Below are 19,596 nucleotides of genomic sequence, written 5' to 3' on the forward strand. Positions count from 1 at the left end.
CCCCGACAGAGTCGGTTCGACAAACTGTATTTGTTAACGTTTTGCTGTTCAGTTTTCAAGGTTCATATCATTACTGCGTTTCAGCAGCAACTCTTATATCTTATCACTTTATCGATTCGATGTCAACAACTTTTTTAATTTCTTTTGTTGTTGTTTCGTACACCAGAAGTGCGACGCTTTCTATCATAACTCTTCGCTGGATAGAAGTCAATAACTTTTTTAAACTTTTTTCGTTGTTTCCGTATACCGGAAGCGCAACGTTCTCTACTATACCAGCATGTCTTTCCTATTGCAACACTAATTTCGAAATACATGTCATTTTATTTTAATCAACTATAACTCGGAGTAATTGCGTCTAACATTTATACCCTCTCTCATTGAATCACTCCTACCACCCTCTTTATAGAAGCGGAAGGCTTCTCCTGAAACAAATGAAAACAAAATCCCCCATGCAGAGCGTATTGAAACAGCTTTGCACAGGGGAGAACCCTTTATTCTTTTGAACGCATTTGCGGGAAGAGTAGGATGTCGCGAATCGATTGTGCATTCGTCAATAGCATGACGAGGCGATCGACTCCGATTCCGAGTCCTCCTGTTGGCGGTAAACCATATTCAAGTGCTTCAATGAAGTCTTCATCCATTTCATGCGCTTCATCGTTTCCTTGTTCTTTTTCAACTAATTGCGCTTCGAAGCGCTGGCGTTGATCAATTGGATCGTTCAGTTCTGTAAAGGCATTTGCATGTTCACGACGAACGATAAATAATTCGAAGCGATCTGTGAAGCGACCATCTTCTGCATTTTTCTTCGCAAGCGGAGAGATCTCAACCGGATGGCCGTAGATGAATGTTGGTTGTACAAGTTGTTCTTCCACTTTTTGTTCGAAGAACTCATTCAATACATGCCCTACTTCCATTGGAGGCGCCACTTCTACTCCATGTTCTTTCGCGAGTGCATGCGCTTCTTCTTTCGTCATTTCTTTCCAGAAGTCAACGCCTGTATATTCTTTGACTGCATCCGCCATGTGGAGACGTGTCCAGCCCGGCGCAAGGTCAATCGTGTCTTCACCATATTGTACTTGCGTTGTTCCGAGGACTTCTTGTGCAATATGCGCGATTAAATTTTCCGTTAGTTCCATGATGTCTTTATAATCCGCATACGCTTCGTATAACTCAATCATTGTAAATTCAGGGTTATGGCGCGTTGAGATCCCTTCATTCCGGAATACGCGACCGATTTCATAAACTTTCTCGAGCCCTCCTACAATGAGTCGTTTTAAATGGAGTTCGATAGCAATACGCATATAAAGTTCCATATCGAGCGTATTATGATGCGTGATAAACGGACGTGCTGAAGCTCCTCCTGCAATTGAGTGAAGCATTGGCGTTTCGACTTCCAAGAAACCTTGTCCATCTAAGTAACGGCGCATCGATTGAATGATCTTACTTCTGAGGATGAATGTCTCTTTGCTTCCCTCTGTTGCAATCAAGTCCAAATAACGTTGACGATAGCGTTGTTCAATATCTTTCAACCCGTGGAATTTCTCCGGTAGAGGACGCAATGCTTTTGTCAAGAACGTGAATTCAGTCGCTTTTACGGATAATTCACCGACTTTAGTTTTAAATACCGTTCCTGAAATCCCAACGATATCCCCTAGATCCGTACTATTGAAGAGTTTGTATGCCTCTTCACCAATGGCATCTTGTCTCACGTAAATTTGGATTTGGCCGCCGAGGTCTTGTAAATGAGCGAATCCTGCTTTTCCTTTACCGCGCTTCGTCATGATCCGGCCCGCAATTTTCACTTCGTGTGGTGTTTCATCAAGCTCTTCTTTCGATAGCTCTTCATATTGTTCCCTTATCTCATTCGACAGATGTGTCCGTTCAAATCTTGAACCGAACGGATCCAATCCGCTTTCCCGTATATCTTCCATCTTCTGGCGTCTCACCAGAAGCTGATCGTTTAGTTCATCCAAATGGGACATTTCTTTCACTCCTTCATTTTTATCCGATGCATTAGACAGCATGCACCTATTGTACACAATTTGCGCCGACTGGACACGTATTACTTATCCGAGGATCCATTATGTAATAAAAAAAGCCGCCACATAATATGACAGCCCGAATCATTTTTAATACAGTGTCATTCCTTCATTTGCAAGAAATGTTCGACTCCGTCAATCCTTTTCCATAACACAACGCCACTGTCTTGGACAGCAGCTTCCTCTGAAAATAACCTTCCCGTCACCGGATGGGCGATGGATGGCTCGATTTCAAGAAGGGGAATGAGAACAAATGCCCGTTCATGCATACGCGGATGCGGTACAGTCAACTTCTCCACTGCAATATTGTCGTTATTGTACAGTAAAATGTCAAGGTCTACCGTGCGGGGACCCCATCTAACTGTACGTTCGCGCCCAAGTTCTTGTTCAATTTTTTGACATGCTTCCAGCAAATCCTGTGCGCTTAAATCCGTTCCGATCTTCACAACCAGATTAAGAAAATTCGCTTGGACAGTATAACCGACGGGCTCCGTTTCATAGACAGAGGAAACAGCTAACACTTCCACCCCTCCATATGTATGAAGGGCCAGTGTCGCCTCCTGAAGACGGCGGAATCGGTCTCCGATATTTGAACCGATCGAAATGTACGACAAATTCACACGAAGCGCCCCCTCGTAATTTCGACCGCCACCGAGGCATAATGGCCGGGTATTGGCGGATCCGGCTTGACCAATACAACACGGACGCCAAATACTTTATCGGCAAATTTTCTCTTAATCTCATCCGCAATTGTTTCTGCAACGGCCTCGATCAATTTAAGAGGTTTGCCTTCCACAACGGATTGGCACACACTATAGACTGCCGCATAATTGACCGTCTTATCTAACTCATCGGTTTTCCCGGCTTCCGATAAATTCACCGCAAGTGAAACCGTCACACGAAAGCGCTGACCCAACTTTGTCTCTTCGGGCAATACGCCATGATAGCCATAAAACTCCATTTCATTCAGATGAATATAATCCAAATCAATCCTACCCTTCAAATACCGTTTTTCCTGTCAACACATCCATCATTTTTGCCATTCGTGCAATTTCTTTTACATCATGTACACGCATGAGATGACAGCCATGCTCAATGCCAAAACAGACTGTTGCGCCAGTCCCTTCCAACCGTTCCTCGACAGGTAAATCCATGATATTGCCAATAAAAGATTTGCGTGACGTGCCTAGTAGAACCGGATAACCCATATTCGATATTCGACGCAGTTCTTGCATCGTCCAAATGTTCTGCATCGTATTCCGCGCAAAACCGATACCCGGATCGAGCCATATGTTTTCATGCTTAACGCCCGCCCGTACCGCAATGGCGACACTTTCTTCCAGATCAACAATGACTTCATCCATGAAGGCCGTTCCATAATTTACATCTTGACGATTATGCATCAAAATGATCGGTACTTCGTATTTAGCTGCCACTTCCGCAATGGCTGGATCGTACTTCGCTCCCCAAATATCATTGATGATATGTGCCCCTGCTTGAACCGCGGCCTCTGCCACTTGTGCTTTATATGTATCGATGGACATTACACAGCCGAATTCTTTTGCCAACGCCTCGATGACGGGAGCTGTGCGTTCAATCTCCTCTTCCACCGAAATTTGTATATGGCCCGGCCGAGTCGACTCACCACCCACATCGATGATTTTCGCACCATCGCGCAGCATTGTTTCCGCATGTTTAAGTGCAGCATCGATTGCAGCGTATTTTCCACCGTCTGAAAACGAATCTGGTGTCACATTCAAAATTCCCATAATGATCGTTTCTTTTGTAAAATCCAACGTCGTGTTTCCAAACCGGTAATGGTCCCGTGCTTTCGTCAATTCCATCACTGGCCACCTTCTTTCATTTCATTTATTGCCTGCATATAACTCCCGTGGAGCTTTTGGTAACAAACCCCGGAAGCTCCCAGGAACGATTTGTCTCCGATTGCCGATAAAGGTACGATTTCCTGCACCGCGTTCGTGACAAATAATTCATCTGCTCTTTCTACATCTTCTTGGCTATACAACCCTTGTTTCACTTCCACTCCCAATGAACGAGCAAGCTCGATCACGAAAGCGCGGGTAGTCCCCGGAAGAATGCCCGTTTCAATCGCTGGCGTGAATAGCGTTCCATCTTCGACCCAAAACACATTGGACGTGACTCCTTCCGCAACAAAACCTGCTTCCGTGAGAAATATTCCTTCTAACTCTTTCAATGAAGGGAGTTCCAACCGCCCTCGAACATTATTTAAAAAATTATGGGATTTGTGGCGCACAACGCTTTCCGGGCGATTGCGAGGCGTCTCGAGCCAAACAGCCTTCTTTTCTGTCCCCCGGACGGTCGGTGGAAGTTCTTTTCGAAATACGATGACAGTTGGTGATGCATAAGTGGAAGGCGCAAGCCCGATATCATGGACACCGGCAGAGACGTTCAATCTAAAATAACCGTCATGGCCACCACTTAACACATCCAACTGATGCACAACCTCAAGGATTTCTGCATCCCCATACGGCATTGCAATGCGATACTCTTCCAACGCTGTACGCAGCCTGTCCATATGTTGGCTGAACAACCATGCGTTCCCTTCATATGTCCGAAACGTTTCAAAAAAACCTGCGCCATACAAATAGCCGTGGTCGAAAGGTGAAATCCTCAAATCTTCCGCACGCCTATATTCGCCATTCATCCAGCACCACATGCCAGCCCCTCCATTCTTAGTTTTCTGCCATCGCCTTCGCTTGCCAGAGCGCTTTTGCCTTATTTAACGATTCAACGTATTCCGCTTCCGGTACCGAATCCGCTACAAGACCTGCTCCTGCTTGGATATGCGCGATCCCATTTTTGATATAAGCCGTCCGGATGACTATATTCAACTCTAGATCGCCATTGAATCCAAACCACCCGATCGATCCCGTATAGAGGCCTCTCCGCGTCGGCTCCAACTCTTCAATAATTTCCATCGTACGCAGTTTGGGAGAGCCCGTTATCGAACCGCCGGGAAATACACCTTTGACGATCTCCGCATTCGATAAACCATCCGCCGCTGTTCCTCGGACATTCGAAACGAGGTGCATGACATGCGAATATTTTTCCACGACCATGAATTCATTTGTCTCCACCGTTCCCGGTCTACAAATACGTTCAAAATCTTCTTTTTCCAAATCGACGAGCATAATATGTTCGCCTTTCTCTTTTTCATTCGACAACAGTTCTGCATATAACGCGGCATCTTCCTGTTCGTCTTTCCCACGGCGCCGCGTTCCGCCTATTGGACGTGTACTCAGTTCGGCACCGCGTTTTTTCAGCAGCAGTTCAGGAGACCCCGAAACGACCGCAAAATCCGGAGAACCGATCGATGCCATATACGGCGATGGATTAAAGGAACGGAGTGCTTCATACATCGCAAGCGGTTGTACAGCGAGCGGCTTCGACTGTCTGACCGTCAGATTCACTTGCACGACGTCCCCGTTGGCAATATAGCTTTGCACATCGCGGACCATCTGCTCAAATTGTGGACCTGTAACCGACACAGCGAGGTCTTCTTGTCCCAAAGAGACTTCCTCCGCACTACCAGCTTCGAAAACTTGTTTGCTCACCCCTTGTTCAGCAGCTGCCAGCCACTCCGCCTCAAGCATCGCAGGTTCCAAGCCCCGGTTCGGAAGTGTCATGAAATAAGCGGTCTCTGTTTGAATATCTAAAACCGCCCATCGATCGAATAAATAAAAGAATAGATCAGGCGTATCCAAGTCATCGACCGCAACTTCAGGGATCGGTTCGTAGCGGCGCACATAATCATAGCTGATGAAACCTGTTACCCCTCCTTGAAAATCTGGCAATCCTGGAATGGATTCCAACTCATAGGACTGAACGAATTCAGCGATCAGTTCAAGCGGCTCCCCCTCCCTTACTTCCACGGTGCCATCCCGCCAAGTAAGTTGCAGTTTATCACCTTCTAGCGTTTGTAATGTCACGAGCGGATCAATCCCCGCCATACATAAAGAACCACCGCGCCCACTTTCAAGAAGGAGATGGCGGCGATGTAGCTGCGCCAACTCTTTATATGCATAGAAAAATTGCGCTTTCGTCATCGTTGAAGCCGTATAATCTGGTGTCTGTTTTTGCATAATTGTTGCCTCCCGATACTGAATCAATTACTCCTCGGCGTAATTGCGTCTAGATTTTGAATTGAGCAAAGTTCAATTCAAAATCTGTGACATCCGCCGGAGGCTTTATCTTCGTTCAGCAGCGGCTGAATGAAGTTAAAATTCTTACACTCATCTTACCGCGAGCGTACACCTTTACGCCAGAATAAATAACGACACTCAAAAGCGATTTCCAAACAAAAAAAGAAAGAGCCTCTCAGCCCTTTCTCTCTTCCCATTATTATTCGTCGAATTGGTAAAGCGGTGTACTCAAGTAGCGCTCTCCATTTGAAGGAAGAACCGCAACGACTTTTTTTCCTTTTCCAAGTCTTTTTGCAACTTGTAATGCCGCGTAGATAGCTGCACCTGAAGAAACACCGCCTAGGATCCCTTCTTCACGTGCTGCGCGTCTAGCTGTTTCATAAGCTTCGTCATTCGACACTTGAATGATTTCATTGTAAATATCCGTATCCAACACTTTCGGCACGAATCCAGCACCAATTCCCTGGATTTTATGCGGACCCGGGTTTCCACCAGAAAGTACAGGAGAATCTGTCGGTTCGACTGCAATGATCTGTACTTCCGGGAAACGTTCCTTCAACACACTTCCTGCACCCGTAATCGTACCGCCTGTTCCGATTCCAGAAATGAATGCATCTACACGATCCAGTGCATCGGCGATTTCAGGGCCCGTCGTCAAACGGTGAACTTCAGGATTCGCTTCGTTGTTGAATTGTTGTGGAACAAACCAACCATTTTCTTTTGCAAGTTCTTCCGCTTTCGAGATTGCACCTTTCATCCCTTCGGCACCTGGTGTCAAAACAAGCTCAGCCCCGTATGCACGTAACAAGTTACGACGTTCCGTACTCATCGTATCCGGCATGACAAGAACCGCTTTATAACCTTTCGCTGCCGCAACCATTGCAAGACCGATTCCTGTATTCCCACTTGTCGGCTCGATAATCGTGCTTCCTTCTTTTAAATCTCCGGCTTTTTCCGCCGCTTCAATCATTGCCACCGCAATACGGTCTTTAACGCTGGAGCCCGGGTTAAAGTATTCCAATTTTAAATAGACTTCTGCATCCTCCGGGCCTGTCAAGCGGTTCACTTTTACTAAAGGTGTCTTTCCGACTAAATCTACAATAGAGTTTCCAACTACCGTCATGATTATCCTCTCCCAATCCCTACTATTTTGATAAGCTTTATTGACTTCATATTACTACCAATATATGCGGTTTGTCAATGATAGAATCTTCGGACTCATTGATTTTTTAATGTATCTATCTCTTCGCTAAATAAAAAGCTGCTTGGATGCACCTAGTTATACGGGTCTCCAAACAGCATTCTTATTTGCTATAAAACCATTCCGCGTCAAATTCTTTCCAGAACGTTTCCGGACTGACCGATCGGGGGAGTTGTTCCATTGCCAATCCACGTTGAATATAATCTTTGACGTCTTTGTAGTCGAAGGATTGACCTTCCATCACTTCACTGACATGGATAATCGCAAATGATCCATCTTCCAACAGGATGGCATCACTGATAGCCCCTTCTTTCATATCGGTCGCGGTTTTTACAATGGCCTTGTCAATCACATCGGTCGACGCGTTGAGGTAACCGATATCTCCTCCGAGGCTTGCCGATGCAAGTTCGGTGGACCGTTCTTTGGCAAGCACTTCGAAACTCGACCCTTTCGACAACTCATCCAATGTCTGTTCCGCCTCTTCTTTTGTCGGAACGACGATGATTGCTGTGCGATAGGTTGTCAATGTATGGAACAAAGAAGTATTTTCTTCGTAATAGTCCTCGATTGCCTCGTCCCCGATGACAATGTCTTTCGTTAGTACCTTTTCGAGTATTAGCATCGAACGAATTTTCTGCCGCATATCTTCCATATCCATACCTGTATAAGCATGCCCGTCAACAGAGCGAATCAACGCGATTTCAAGATCGATTTCTTTGTCGGTGACTGTAATGTCATAGCGATTGGCAGCCGCCTCCATCACCTGATCGTTAACGAGATCCAACAACGTTTCACGGCCCACTTTCTCTTCCATCGCCGTCATCCACTGCTCCCTCGTAATCGACTTGCCCGCAACCGAAGCCACTTCCTCATCCGGTAGTACCGGTTTGTTTGGTTTGTCTGGAATGAGCCAGCCAATAAACCAAAAAAGGTTCATTGCAAATAGAATACCGATTATGATGAGAAGCGGCTTGGTCTTCAGTTTACGCTTTTGCGGACCGGCTGACTTCGCCTCATGAACCCGACCGTATTTCATCGATGAAACCTTCCAGTTCCTCTTTCGGATAGACATATGTTTCCAGACAGAAATAACAGTGCGCTTCCGCTTTTCCGTCTTCTTCAATCATCTCTTGGATCTGTTGTTCCCCAAGTCCGATGATGGCATTGCCGAATCGTTCTTTCGAGCAATTGCAATTGAATGAAACATCCATCCGATCCAGAATGTCTACATTATCTGCGCCTAACACTTCACCAAGAATCTCTTCAGGCGTAAGTCCACGATCGATCAATTTCGAAATGGGCTCGACCGTTGCAATCCGTTCTTCCAGTTGACTGATGGTTTCGTCAGTCGCACCTGGCATCACTTGGATGATAAAACCGCCTGCCGCTTTAACCGTGTTATCCGGATTGACAAGGACTCCTAGTCCGACAGCGGAAGGAACTTGCTCCGATACGGCAAAATACTGTGTGAAGTCTTCGGCAATCTCACCGGAAACAATCGGAACTTGTCCTGTAAAGAAATCACGCAGTCCCAAGTCCTTTACGACCGTCAACATCCCATCTGTACCGACTGCCCGTCTCACATCGAGCTTGCCTTGGGCATTCAAATCGAAATGCGTCTGTGGATTGGTGACATAACCGCGTACCTCTCCGTGTGCATTGGCATCGATAATCATCGAACCGATGGGACCTTTCCCTTCGATTTTGATCGTTAATTTATCTTCACCTTTGACCATCGCCCCCATCATGACTGCTGCCGTCATCGCACGACCGAGTGCTGCCGTAGCTGTCGGCCACATCGCATGGCGTTTTTGCACTTCGCCAACCGTCTCTGTTGATTGGATCGCATACGCCCGAATTGTCCCGTCATAGGCGAGCGCTTTTACTAAGTAATCTTTCATGTATGTTCTCTTCTCCTTTTACATGTTTCGTTCGTAAATCAAGTGAAGTCCCTTCAACGTGAGGAAGTTATCGACAACGTCAATGATAGACGTCTCACTTGCAATCAGCTCGGCCAAGCCACCTGTTGCAATCACTTTCGGCTCCACTTTACTTTGCGCTTTCATCCGCGCAACGATTCCTTCAACTTGCCCGACATATCCATAGACAATGCCGGCCTGCATAGCTGCTATCGTATTTTTCCCGACGACATGATCCGGCTTTGTCAGTTCAATACGCGGTAGCTTGGATGCGCGATCGAACAACGCCTCCATTGAAATGCCGATGCCCGGTGCAATGGCTCCCCCCATATATTCCGCCTTGTCATTGACATAGCAATAAGTCGTCGCCGTTCCGAAGTCCACGATGATGAGTGGATCTCCGTACTCATGGATAGCCGCGACAGCGTTAACAATTCGGTCCGCTCCCACTTCACGCGGATTTTCGTATTTAATGTTCAAACCAGTTTTAATGCCCGGCCCTACGACGAGCGGTTTTTGATGGAAGTACTTTCTACACATTTGTTCCAGCGGAAACATGACCGGCGGAACAACTGACGAAATAATGATACCTTTTATATCACTAAAGGAGAGATCGACATGCGAAAAGAGAGCTTTCACTTGCATCGCATACTCATCTTCTGTCTTATGCCGATGGGTCTCCATACGCCAATGATACTTCAATTGTCCATGTTCATAGACACCTAGGACGATATTCGTATTCCCTGTATCCAACACTAAAATCATAATGGTTTCCTCGCTAACTTCGACGTTTTCCCACACATCATACCATACACTTACAATTCAGGAAAAGCGCAAGTACCCAATCAATTACGCCGCGACGTAATTACGTCCAGATTTTGAATTGAGCGAAGCTCAATTCAAAATCTGTGACATCCACCGGAGGCTAGGGCTAACAGGATGTTGGTCACTCAGGCGTTGCCAATTAAACAGCGAAGGGTTTGATTCGCCGTATTTCTGCGTTTTTTGCCAAAACTAAGGCACTTTCTGGGTGCGGCGATCTTAGCCTGAGTTCCTCTAATCAGCAAATCTTTTTGTATTGAAAGCGAAACGTCAGCTACAGGGAGTTTGGACTCCCACTGATCAAAATACATTCTGGCATTCATCCTGTCGCTTATGAAAGTTGGGGGCTTCTGCCGAATCAAGTTAAACAAAAACTGACTGTCTCAAAAAGAAACAGTCAGTTTTAATATTATTAGCCGCGACGGTCTTCGTCGATCGGTTTCAATGGCTGATCCGGCGCCTCTTCTTTCGGCAAATCGCCAACAGAAGGATCTGTCGGAGCACCAGTTGCATCGGAAATGACCGTGTCATTTCCTTCGTTTGCCGCATCTTTATCCGCATTAGCGACTCCATTACGATCGTATGGACGATCCGGTAGCGTACCGTGATCTTTCAAGTGGTTGATCTGTTCGGCATCGAGCGTTTCCACATCAAGAAGTGTCGTTGCAATCAGATCAAGCAACTTGCGATTGTCCGTAAGAATTTGTCTTGTACGATCATATTGATCTTTAATAATCGTTTGCATTTCTTGGTCAATTTCATACGCAATCTGCTCTGAATAGTTTTGTTCGGAATTGAAATCTCTTCCAAGGAAGACGTTGCCGCCTTGAGATTGACCAAATTGCATCGGTCCAAGCTTGTCGCTCATTCCATATTCCGTTACCATCGAACGCGCGATGCCAGTTGCGCGCTGGAAGTCATTATGCGCACCCGTAGATACCTCTCCGAGTACAATCTCCTCCGCAACACGCCCTCCAAGAAGGCCAGCGATCTTGTCGAGAAGTTCCGGCTTCGTCATGAAGTAACGGTCTTCTTTCGGTAGCATTACGGCATAACCGCCTGCTTGACCGCGCGGAACAATCGTTACCTTATGAACAATTTCAGCATCATCCAGCATGAGTCCAACAACAACGTGACCCGCTTCGTGGAAAGCAACGATATTCCGTTCCTTCTCGGAAATGACCCGGCTTGTTTTCGCTGGTCCAGCAATGACACGGTCCGTCGCTTCGTCGATATCAGACATATCGATTTTCGATTTGTTGCTTCGTGCTGCGACCAATGCCGCTTCGTTCAATAAGTTTTCAAGATCCGCTCCGGAGAACCCTGGCGTGCGTTGTGCAAGTGCCTTCAAGTTAACCGAATCATCCAGCGGTTTGTTGCGTGCATGCACTTTCAGAACCGCTTCCCGTCCTTTTACATCCGGACGGCCAACCGTAATTTGACGGTCAAAACGGCCAGGACGTAGAAGTGCCGGGTCAAGAATATCCGGGCGGTTTGTAGCCGCTACGATGATGATTCCTTCGTTTTCGCCAAAACCATCCATCTCAACGAGGAGTTGGTTCAATGTTTGTTCACGCTCATCGTGTCCACCACCGAGGCCAGCGCCACGTTGACGGCCTACTGCATCGATTTCGTCAATAAAGATAATACATGGTGCATTCTTTTTTGCATTTTCAAATAGGTCACGTACACGGGATGCCCCAACACCGACAAACATTTCAACGAAGTCGGAACCGGAGATGGAGAAGAACGGAACGCCCGCTTCGCCTGCAACCGCACGTGCCAATAATGTTTTACCCGTACCAGGAGGTCCCACTAACAGGATTCCCTTCGGAATGCGCGCGCCGACTTCAGCGAATTTGCGGGAATCTTTCAGGAAGTCAACAACTTCCACAAGTTCCGCTTTCTCTTCGTCTGCTCCTGCGACATCCGTAAAACGGACTTTCTTCTTTTCATCCGTATGAAGCTTCGCCTTACTCTTACCGAAGTTCATGACACGGCCACCGCCGCCACCCTGTGCTTGGTTCAATAGGAAGAAGAAAAGAATGAAGATGATGATGAAAGGTACGAGTCCTGTGAAGAAGGATACCCATGCGCTCGTCGAAGGTGCCGGTAGGAATTTATACTTCGTATTTGTCGTTTCGGCTGCCGCGGTCACTGTATTCATCATTTGTTCATTGTCTTGCGCCATGTTCGTGATGAACATTTCGCCGGTTTCATCCCCTTTTGCGGGTTCCATTTCACCTCTGACCACGTAAACGAGCTGATCAAGCTGAAGTGTGAATTCTTTTACCTTACCATCCGAAAGCAAGGTGACGAACTCTGTGAAGTCAATGTCTTTAGTCCTTTGATCCGTATTATTAAGTGAACTGAAAATCCCCATGATTGCAAGGAAAATCAGCCCGTATAATAGAAAGTATCGAAGTATCCGATTCATCCCAAGCCTCCTCATCTCATTAAACAGAAAACTAGTGTAAATCTTACCATATGTAAGATTCATCCTACAACGAAAATGCTTTATCGTCCGTACCCGGAACAAAATTGGGAAGCTTTCAGAAAGAGTAGATTTCCTTTTTCAACACACCGATGTAAGGTAGGTTTCTGTATTTTTCTGCATAATCCAATCCGTATCCGACCACAAACGCATCGGGCACGTCAAAACAAACATAATCCGCCTTCAAATCTACTTTCCGACCAGTAGGCTTATCCAAAAGCGTGACGATTTTTATGGAGTTCGCTTTCCTATACTTCATCAAATCAACGAGGTAGCTCAATGTTTTTCCGCTGTCGATAATATCCTCGATAATCAGCACGTCGCGCCCTTCGACACTTGTATTTAAATCCTTGACGATTTTCACTTCTCCTGAAGAAACCGTCGCATTCCCATAACTTGACACATCCATGAAGTCAAGCTCAATGTAAGTATCGACACGCTTAATAAGATCGCTCATGAAAGGAAGAGCACCTTTCAACACACCGATAGCCAACGGGAACTTATCTTGGTATTCTTCTGTCAATACCGCTCCCAGTTCTTCAATTTTCCCTTGGATTTCTTCTTCCGTGATCAATACTTCTTCGATATCTTTTTCCAACATCGAAATTCCTCCTCTTTCCAACAAATCGATTAGAACTTCCGCAAACTAACTATGTAATTACTCCGCTCTGTTCTATTTCGTGAAAACGCCACACCATACCGTAATCCTGGAATCGCACAAACTCTATCTTGCGCCGTTACGATCACCGGTAAACGGTCCCGCTCTGTCATCGGTACTTTTTCATCAATAAACAGCCTAGATAAGCGTTTCGGATGACTCATACCGTGTAACAAAATCCGGTCCCCCTCTTCCCTTTTCCTAACGGATAAAGGAAAAGCTGAATCGGGCAAATCAACATAGAAAATGTCATCTGCATCCATATGCAATGCTTCAGCGGCATCCTCTACATCCGTCCAAAAAAAGGACAGACCATTCCCTATTTCCGTCCAAACCCGTTTCGGCAGCTGTTTCCGCAACACTTCGTCCGGTTGTTTTGGCTCCCGGACAAACGTCAACTGATCATACTCTCTTAGCAATCGATAACCGTGCGGAAGGCTGATTGATACATTTCCACTCTGCTCAGAAATATGGAATAGCAGTTCATTGATCAGAGTGGAATTGTATGGAACGGGTAGAGTTTCCCCATTGTAAATATACCTTAATACTAGTGTAATTATGCGCCTTTGTAAAGCAGGGTGTATGCGGGAAAACAGTTCTTTTTCTACAGATACGATCCCCTCTTCCGAAAAGTCTACAATCCGTTCATATTGCTCCATAGCCAGCTCGCTAAGTAGTTCTTCATCTTCCTGTAACCAGCCGGAAATTTTCACTGCATTTTTGGCGGCAGCAGGGTTTTCCTCCAATATGAACGGGAGTAAATGATGACGGAAACGGTTGCGCATATAGGCGTCACTTTCATTGCTCGGATCTTCCCGATACTGCAACTGATGTTCGAAAGTATACGCGTATAAACTATCTTTCATGACCGGCAGGAACGGACGGATCAGCATACCTCCGCCCGTCTTCCGTTTCACGGGCATCCCGGCAGGCTTCCTCCCCTTTGTCACTTGCATCAATACCGTTTCAAGTTGGTCTTCGGCATGATGGGCCGTAGCCAAAATAGGATAAGCCTCTTCCTGCATTAGCTCCGTAAACAAAGCATAACGCCCGGTCCGGCAAACGTCTTGCACATTCCCTCCCCCTTCCTTCAGCAGTTGAGGAACCGGGACATTCCTGCCAAAAAACGGCACACCTAACGTCTTACACAATTGTTCTACAAGCAGCCCATCTTCGGCCGATTCTTCTCCACGTAACATATGATCTATATGAACGGCGCCGACTTCTATGCCCAGTTCACGTTGGTGTGTAGCCATAAAATGTAACAGCGCTACTGAATCGACACCACCGGAACAAGCGACAAGAACCCGCTCTCCTGCCATCAAGAGTGACTGTTCCTTGATAAACCGCAAAACGGTATAATTCAAATTTTTCACCTTTGCGGCCCCCTCTTCAACCAATTCCTTTTCCGTTTTTATCAATTTATTATAAAAAACTTATCGATAGGACGCCCCAAGTTCAAGTTATTGTCGGCGTTCATCATTTCACCCCGTCATTTTCACGAATTTACGCGATTGTGATGAAGGCCTGAAACTTGACCAAGAAGGAAGCACGTGCTCAACCTTCATAACTAATACAGTCCGATCGTCGGATACAGCCTGATATTTCATTTCCATGTTGTTCATAATCCGTTCTGCAATTTTATCACAATTATAGCTCCCGTATCTTTCAAGCGTGCTATACAATGTTTTTTCTTGCTCTTCTAGAGATACATCCCCATTGAATACCCCGTCGGTCATCATAACGATAATATCTCCTGACTTGAGTTGTTCATTTTTCGCCTCGACCGAGAAAGAAGGTAGAAATCCGACAGGTACCGATTTGCTATCCATTCTCAAGAAGTCTTCCCCCCGTTTGATATACGTACTCATTGAACCAGCTTTCCATGACCAAAGGCGGCCATCTTGTAAATCTACTAAAGCTAAATCGAGCGTAGCATACATATCATCCAGTCCATTTAAGGACATCATGTAATGAAGCGTATGCATAGCGGTTTCTGGATCCATTTTACGGTTTAGGCATTCGCGCATCAGCCGGATCACTTTTCTACTTTCCCGATAGGCATTCAAATCTTTCCCCATCCCATCTGATAACAAGACGGCCGTCAAGCCATCATGGAGTGGAAACACTTCATAGGCGTCGCCCGCGTGGAAAGTCCCCCCTCCCGCTGCCGCTACAATGCCGTAATCAAGCGAAAAACGAACGGCAGAAGTGAAGGTCAATTGCAGATGCGGGAACGGTTCTTGTTTAACGAGAGATTTGGCGACTTGAAACGGCTCCTCATACATTTCTTCGAGAACCGGCAAGATAAGCCTTTCTGCAACAGTCGTATCCGTTTCAAAATCCGAGCGCTTCTCTGGAATACAACAAACGACGCGACGGGACCCGCGTTCTCCAGCCAAAACGTCGATTTGGAAATATTCAATTCCCAACTTTTCCAACCGGTTCGCCAATTCTTCTTCAGCAGGCTTGTAGACAGACAGATCCTCCTTGATTTCATGCATAATTTTGTCCAAATGCGTACTCATATCGCGTAGTTGTAGTGCCAGCATCTTCCTTCCGTGCTGCAACTGTCCCGTCAATAAGCGGCTTGCGGATTGCTCTTCCAATTCCGTAATTAGCCCATTAAAGCGGATACATTTATAGTTAATCTTTTCTTCCACCCGGTGTCGTGGCGCCTTTGTCGTCATAGAATACGTCGTTTCCCAATCTTGAAGCAACTGGGCCATGTCATGATTGCCGTCTCCCCAACATTTCGCATACCGAAAACAGGACTGACATGTTTTAGGTATATCTTGAAGCGCAGAGGCATCCGACTTTTCAGTAGCCGGGAAACGGCCGCTGACAAGCGTGGACATGAACTCCGAAAACTGACGAAAATCAGATAATTGCTCGTCCAACCGATCCGATAACCACTTATGACGTTTTTCCGTTACTTCCGTATTTTCCGGATGAAAAACTTGACGAATCGGCTCCAACTTTTTCGATGGGATGAGGAAAAAGATGAGCGTAGCAACGCCTATTGTAAAGAAGTGTGAATTATCCAACGGCAATGTTAAATCGTAAAGCAGGAAAAATAACGATACGGAAACGCCCCCAAGTGCAATGCCGATTTTTTTGAAGCGGCTTAGAGCTCCGGCAAAAAATCCTGTCATGCCGTAGACCGCCATCATTCCCGTAAAAGATAGTTCCGCAATTCCTACAATGGCAGCGATGATCATTGCTACGGTTGTTGAAAATGGCAAGCCTCCAACAAGAGCTGCGAGCAAAATCGCGAGATGGATCAAAGCACCCGCAACTGAAACATGCCCAATCATAACGGCCCCCATCCCCGTTGTAGCCATCGCTCCAATAATACACGCCGCTCCAAGCCGTTCAGGCGTCCATTTACCGAAATAGATTCGGTCGGCAGCCGGGAATGCGATAAAGAGGAAAAAGGTCATGAGCGCAGCCAACACGGCCTCAAAACCGATCGATAATTGGGTATGGACAGGCGGTTGTCCCATATGCATCAAAAACTGCCAAAGCATTTGGACGACGATAATCGAGCCTGCTACCGTCAACGGCATCGACTTTCGCATGAATGCGTACTTGGTGACTGCGTTGAATAGCGCCAACTGCAGTAAATGGATGACAGCCTGTCCCAAGCCAAGAAACGCACTGCCACACATACCACCGATAAACACCCACATTAAGTATTTCCGATAACGGGCACGCGCCAACGCCCATACCGGCAAAAAAAACGGGACAGCTGTGTCAAACAAGACAGCTTGCGCCAAGAAAAAGGAACCTACTAAGAATAGACCTGCAATGAAGATGTGCAGCCTACGCTTGCTGAGTGTTTCGAAATATAGTCGAATCGGCTCGCCAACAGGTCGTGCTACATTGTCTATCAGTTTCATTTCCCATTCCCCCTATGTCTACTATGCACCCAGTATACATAAGCAAACGGAAAGAAATTGTCTGTTCCTGACAATTGGCAAACAAAATATTTCGACTTCTTATGAACTGTTTTTCTTTTTTCCAAGAAGTGTTGACAGGAAGATCATTCGCATGTATGATAGAAACTGTTGTTCCGAGATGTCCCATTGAACACCTCCGGAACCTATACTGGCGGCGTAGCTCAGCTGGCTAGAGCGTACGGTTCATACCCGTAAGGTCGGGGGTTCGATCCCCTCTGCCGCCATCCTTCTAAGCGGTCTTGTCCACAAGGTAAATACCTTTGTGACAAGACCGCTTTTTTGTTGTTTCTTAGGATACAGTGCTACCGACTTCAAGAAATGCGACAATTGAAAACAAGTATGACGAAAAGCGGCGGACGCTAGGTAAGTCACCTATTGTCCGCCGCTATTTTATCTACTGTACATTTTTTCATGAATTGAAACAGCTAGCAAATTACCCTCTTCTTGCGCCGCGTCCACCGCGTTTCGATTCTGTTGCTCTCTTCAAAGTAGAAAGTCGCTCTTCGCTATCTTTCATGAATTTCGCCATCTTCTGCTCAAAATTCTCTGGGCGATCGTTCGATGGACGACCACCACCATGACGAGGACGTTGAGGGCGTTGAGGACGTTCCGGACGCTCTGATTCCGGCTTTGCTTTTCTAATCGATAATCCGATTTTTCCATCAGTACCGACATTCATCACTTTCACTTCAATCACGTCGCCGACTTTCAAATGATCATTGATATCCTTGACATAATTGTCCGCCACTTCACTAATATGGACTAAACCTGTCGAACCGTTCGGTAGCTCAACAAATGCTCCGAAGTTTGTGATTCCTGTTACTTTCCCCTCTAACTTGCTGCCTACTTCAATTGACATAAAAAAAATGCTCCTCCTTAAAATTTAAGCGGACTCCTCGTCGGTAGCTTTGCAACCGCTTTGACGAGCCCTGCAAAATGCAAGATTCTTACTCCCATTATAGCCAACAAAAAAAGAGTGTCAATAAGACTACTCTTTTCCGTTGTCTTTTTTATCCGTTTTCTTCTTATTTTCTGGAATGGAGAAAATAATCTCGTTGTTTTCAGACAAGAAGTAGTCTTTACGCGCTAACTTCGCAATATAGTCATCATCATCCAATTTGATAAGCTGTCTGTTCAATGCTTCCTGTTCCTGTTGTACCTCTTCGAGTTGGGCAGTCTTTTCCATCTTTTCGAGTTCCTTCGCTTCCAGTACCTGTTTTTGCTTCATGTACATTTGCGTCATGCCGACAAGAATAATCGCCGCCACTACCGCAAAGACAGTCAATCTACGATATAACCGGATTTTTCGCGCGTGCTTCCTGCTTGCTTTCTTTTGCAGGGAGCGGACATATTCGGTTTCGATCGACGCGATAGTTGCGGACGATTTCCTCTTCTTCTGTTCCATGTCCTGCACTTCCTCTCCTAATCGAATCCACCGGAAGTCTTGACCCCATTCGATCTTGCCCGAACGATAAGGGGGACAAGCGGTTAGTATATCGATTATAGCTCACTTCTCTTTTCTTTTAAAGCCTTTCATAGAAATGAGACGGAAGAGCTTGACAAAAGGCAGCACAAGTACTGAAAGAATTTTCATGAGCAAACGGATGATTTGACGGACGATGGAAACAATTAGACGAATCAAGAACCAAAGCGGCTTAACGACTAATAAGAGCACAATTCTTCCTAACAGACGGAACGGGCGATAAAAAAAACTTGCGTATAACAACAATCCGCTCACTTGGGCAACCGGATCATACATCCGCCAAGCTCCGTCTCTTACAAGGTAAAGAACATAAAATGTTCCACAGCCGACGAGCACCCACCCGATCACTTCAATGGCTACAGCATATTTTCGAATGAATGACTTTTTTCCCGCATAGGCAGTCCCCGTCCCGATCATGTCCATGAACGCCCCCGCTACAATGCCTGTCCCAATCATCGCAAGCAAGCTAAGAAACTGAACAGATAGACTCATCCAAACAATTTATGGAGGAAATTCCGTGAACCTGTTTCTTCTTCATCATATTGGATAGTCGTAACCGTTCCTTCCAATGTGAGAAGTCCTTTATCGACATCCAGATGGACGATGCGCAGTTCCTCTCCGCGTATTTGCAACAGCCCCTGTGATGTCCGAACAAGAAACTCTTCCTGATCGAAGCGGTCGATCGATTTGACTGATGTGAGGTCCATCCTTTTTCTGTTACGCATTGTGACGACATGATCGCCGGACGGTATAGCGTACGTAGGACTGTCTGTTTGAATTTGCATACTATGCTTCCTCCTCTGCTTGTACGTTCATAGCCATCATATGCCTGCA

18 protein-coding genes and 1 tRNA gene are annotated in these 19,596 nt (G+C 46.1%); 1 reads left to right on the forward strand and 18 read right to left on the reverse strand.

What is annotated here, in order from left to right; translation table 11 throughout:
- Window positions 1-491 precede the first annotated feature (491 nt).
- From lysS to ACFPRA_RS18550, 14 genes are all read right to left on the reverse strand, one after another.
- Window positions 492-1,982 carry a lysine--tRNA ligase gene (gene lysS, locus ACFPRA_RS18485; protein ID WP_381437961.1) on the reverse strand — a complete coding sequence of 497 codons (1,491 nt, stop codon included), beginning with the start codon at window positions 1,980-1,982 and terminating at the stop codon, window positions 492-494.
- Between the two features lie 158 nt (window positions 1,983-2,140).
- The gene (gene folK / locus ACFPRA_RS18490; RefSeq protein WP_381437964.1) at window positions 2,141-2,659 is read right to left on the reverse strand and encodes a 2-amino-4-hydroxy-6-hydroxymethyldihydropteridine diphosphokinase; all 519 of its coding nucleotides are present in this window, start codon (window positions 2,657-2,659) and stop codon (window positions 2,141-2,143) included.
- The gene (folB, locus tag ACFPRA_RS18495; RefSeq protein ID WP_381438085.1) at window positions 2,656-3,024 is read right to left on the reverse strand and encodes a dihydroneopterin aldolase; all 369 of its coding nucleotides are present in this window, start codon (window positions 3,022-3,024) and stop codon (window positions 2,656-2,658) included. The genes folK and folB overlap by 4 nt, the downstream gene beginning before the upstream one ends.
- A gap of 7 nt (window positions 3,025-3,031) precedes the next feature.
- Window positions 3,032-3,883, reverse strand: coding sequence for a dihydropteroate synthase (gene folP / locus ACFPRA_RS18500; RefSeq protein WP_381437967.1), 852 nt, complete (start codon window positions 3,881-3,883; stop codon window positions 3,032-3,034).
- The gene (pabC, locus tag ACFPRA_RS18505; RefSeq protein ID WP_381437969.1) at window positions 3,883-4,737 is read right to left on the reverse strand and encodes an aminodeoxychorismate lyase; all 855 of its coding nucleotides are present in this window, start codon (window positions 4,735-4,737) and stop codon (window positions 3,883-3,885) included. Before pabC ends, folP begins: the two co-directional genes overlap by 1 nt.
- 16 nt (window positions 4,738-4,753) lie before the next feature.
- Complete coding sequence (locus ACFPRA_RS18510) at window positions 4,754-6,163, reverse strand: anthranilate synthase component I family protein (protein ID WP_381437971.1); 1,410 nt, start codon at window positions 6,161-6,163, stop codon at window positions 4,754-4,756.
- 259 nt (window positions 6,164-6,422) lie between these two features.
- A complete protein-coding gene (gene cysK, locus ACFPRA_RS18515; protein WP_381437974.1) occupies window positions 6,423-7,346 on the reverse strand; it encodes a cysteine synthase A in 924 nt (307 codons plus the stop codon).
- Window positions 7,347-7,527: 181 nt separating this feature from the next.
- On the reverse strand, window positions 7,528-8,460 hold the full coding sequence (locus ACFPRA_RS18520) for a peptidyl-prolyl cis-trans isomerase (RefSeq protein WP_381437976.1): 933 nt from the start codon (window positions 8,458-8,460) through the stop codon (window positions 7,528-7,530).
- Window positions 8,438-9,325 (reverse strand): Hsp33 family molecular chaperone HslO, encoded by an 888-nt coding sequence (hslO, locus tag ACFPRA_RS18525; RefSeq protein WP_381437978.1) that lies wholly within the window; start codon window positions 9,323-9,325, stop codon window positions 8,438-8,440. Before hslO ends, ACFPRA_RS18520 begins: the two co-directional genes overlap by 23 nt.
- Window positions 9,326-9,343: 18 nt before the next feature.
- A complete protein-coding gene (locus tag ACFPRA_RS18530) occupies window positions 9,344-10,108 on the reverse strand; it encodes a type III pantothenate kinase (protein ID WP_381437980.1) in 765 nt (254 codons plus the stop codon).
- Window positions 10,109-10,577: 469 nt separating this feature from the next.
- Window positions 10,578-12,602, reverse strand: coding sequence for an ATP-dependent zinc metalloprotease FtsH (ftsH, locus tag ACFPRA_RS18535; RefSeq protein WP_381437982.1), 2,025 nt, complete (start codon window positions 12,600-12,602; stop codon window positions 10,578-10,580).
- A gap of 115 nt (window positions 12,603-12,717) precedes the next feature.
- Window positions 12,718-13,260 (reverse strand): hypoxanthine phosphoribosyltransferase, encoded by a 543-nt coding sequence (gene hpt, locus ACFPRA_RS18540; protein ID WP_381437984.1) that lies wholly within the window; start codon window positions 13,258-13,260, stop codon window positions 12,718-12,720.
- 29 nt (window positions 13,261-13,289) lie between these two features.
- Window positions 13,290-14,693: a tRNA lysidine(34) synthetase TilS gene (tilS, locus tag ACFPRA_RS18545; RefSeq protein ID WP_381437986.1), complete on the reverse strand. Its 1,404-nt coding sequence runs from the start codon at window positions 14,691-14,693 to the stop codon at window positions 13,290-13,292.
- 108 nt (window positions 14,694-14,801) lie between these two features.
- Entirely contained in the window at window positions 14,802-17,219 is a 2,418-nt protein-coding gene (locus tag ACFPRA_RS18550) for a SpoIIE family protein phosphatase (RefSeq protein ID WP_381437988.1), read from the reverse strand.
- Window positions 17,220-17,429: 210 nt separating this feature from the next.
- Here ACFPRA_RS18550 and ACFPRA_RS18555 point away from each other — a divergent pair.
- Window positions 17,430-17,503 (forward strand) — tRNA-Met (locus ACFPRA_RS18555).
- A gap of 209 nt (window positions 17,504-17,712) precedes the next feature.
- Here ACFPRA_RS18555 and ACFPRA_RS18560 read toward each other — a convergent pair.
- The 4 genes from ACFPRA_RS18560 to yabP all read right to left on the reverse strand — a co-directional run bounded on the left by ACFPRA_RS18560 (window position 17,713) and on the right by yabP (window position 19,547).
- Window positions 17,713-18,138, reverse strand: coding sequence for a S1 domain-containing RNA-binding protein (locus ACFPRA_RS18560; protein WP_381437990.1), 426 nt, complete (start codon window positions 18,136-18,138; stop codon window positions 17,713-17,715).
- A 129-nt stretch (window positions 18,139-18,267) separates the two neighbouring features.
- Window positions 18,268-18,684, reverse strand: coding sequence for a septum formation initiator family protein (locus tag ACFPRA_RS18565; RefSeq protein WP_381437992.1), 417 nt, complete (start codon window positions 18,682-18,684; stop codon window positions 18,268-18,270).
- Between the two features lie 102 nt (window positions 18,685-18,786).
- Window positions 18,787-19,254: a spore cortex biosynthesis protein YabQ gene (gene yabQ / locus ACFPRA_RS18570; RefSeq protein ID WP_381437995.1), complete on the reverse strand. Its 468-nt coding sequence runs from the start codon at window positions 19,252-19,254 to the stop codon at window positions 18,787-18,789.
- Window positions 19,251-19,547 carry a sporulation protein YabP gene (gene yabP / locus ACFPRA_RS18575; RefSeq protein WP_381437998.1) on the reverse strand — a complete coding sequence of 99 codons (297 nt, stop codon included), beginning with the start codon at window positions 19,545-19,547 and terminating at the stop codon, window positions 19,251-19,253. Before yabP ends, yabQ begins: the two co-directional genes overlap by 4 nt.
- Between the last annotated feature and the right edge of the window lie 49 nt (window positions 19,548-19,596).

It is taken from the genome of Sporosarcina soli (assembly GCF_042655805.1).
Lineage (GTDB): Bacteria > Bacillota > Bacilli > Bacillales_A > Planococcaceae > Sporosarcina > Sporosarcina soli.

Bases quoted from the DNA above. Each gene is read 5' to 3' on its own strand.
- lysS (WP_381437961.1), bottom strand. From the start codon at position 1,982: ATGTCCCATTTGGATGAACTAAACGATCAGCTTCTGGTGAGACGCCAG.
- folP (WP_381437967.1), bottom strand. From the start codon at position 3,883: ATGGAATTGACGAAAGCACGGGACCATTACCGGTTTGGAAACACGACG.
- pabC (WP_381437969.1), bottom strand. From the start codon at position 4,737: ATGTGGTGCTGGATGAATGGCGAATATAGGCGTGCGGAAGATTTGAGG.
- ACFPRA_RS18510 (WP_381437971.1), bottom strand. From the start codon at position 6,163: ATGCAAAAACAGACACCAGATTATACGGCTTCAACGATGACGAAAGCG.
- cysK (WP_381437974.1), bottom strand. From the start codon at position 7,346: ATGACGGTAGTTGGAAACTCTATTGTAGATTTAGTCGGAAAGACACCT.
- ACFPRA_RS18520 (WP_381437976.1), bottom strand. From the start codon at position 8,460: ATGAAATACGGTCGGGTTCATGAGGCGAAGTCAGCCGGTCCGCAAAAG.
- hslO (WP_381437978.1), bottom strand. From the start codon at position 9,325: ATGAAAGATTACTTAGTAAAAGCGCTCGCCTATGACGGGACAATTCGG.
- ACFPRA_RS18530 (WP_381437980.1), bottom strand. From the start codon at position 10,108: ATGATTTTAGTGTTGGATACAGGGAATACGAATATCGTCCTAGGTGTC.
- ftsH (WP_381437982.1), bottom strand. From the start codon at position 12,602: ATGAATCGGATACTTCGATACTTTCTATTATACGGGCTGATTTTCCTT.
- hpt (WP_381437984.1), bottom strand. From the start codon at position 13,260: ATGTTGGAAAAAGATATCGAAGAAGTATTGATCACGGAAGAAGAAATC.
- ACFPRA_RS18550 (WP_381437988.1), bottom strand. From the start codon at position 17,219: ATGAAACTGATAGACAATGTAGCACGACCTGTTGGCGAGCCGATTCGA.
- ACFPRA_RS18560 (WP_381437990.1), bottom strand. From the start codon at position 18,138: ATGTCAATTGAAGTAGGCAGCAAGTTAGAGGGGAAAGTAACAGGAATC.
- ACFPRA_RS18565 (WP_381437992.1), bottom strand. From the start codon at position 18,684: ATGGAACAGAAGAAGAGGAAATCGTCCGCAACTATCGCGTCGATCGAA.
- yabQ (WP_381437995.1), bottom strand. From the start codon at position 19,254: ATGAGTCTATCTGTTCAGTTTCTTAGCTTGCTTGCGATGATTGGGACA.
- yabP (WP_381437998.1), bottom strand. From the start codon at position 19,547: ATGCAAATTCAAACAGACAGTCCTACGTACGCTATACCGTCCGGCGAT.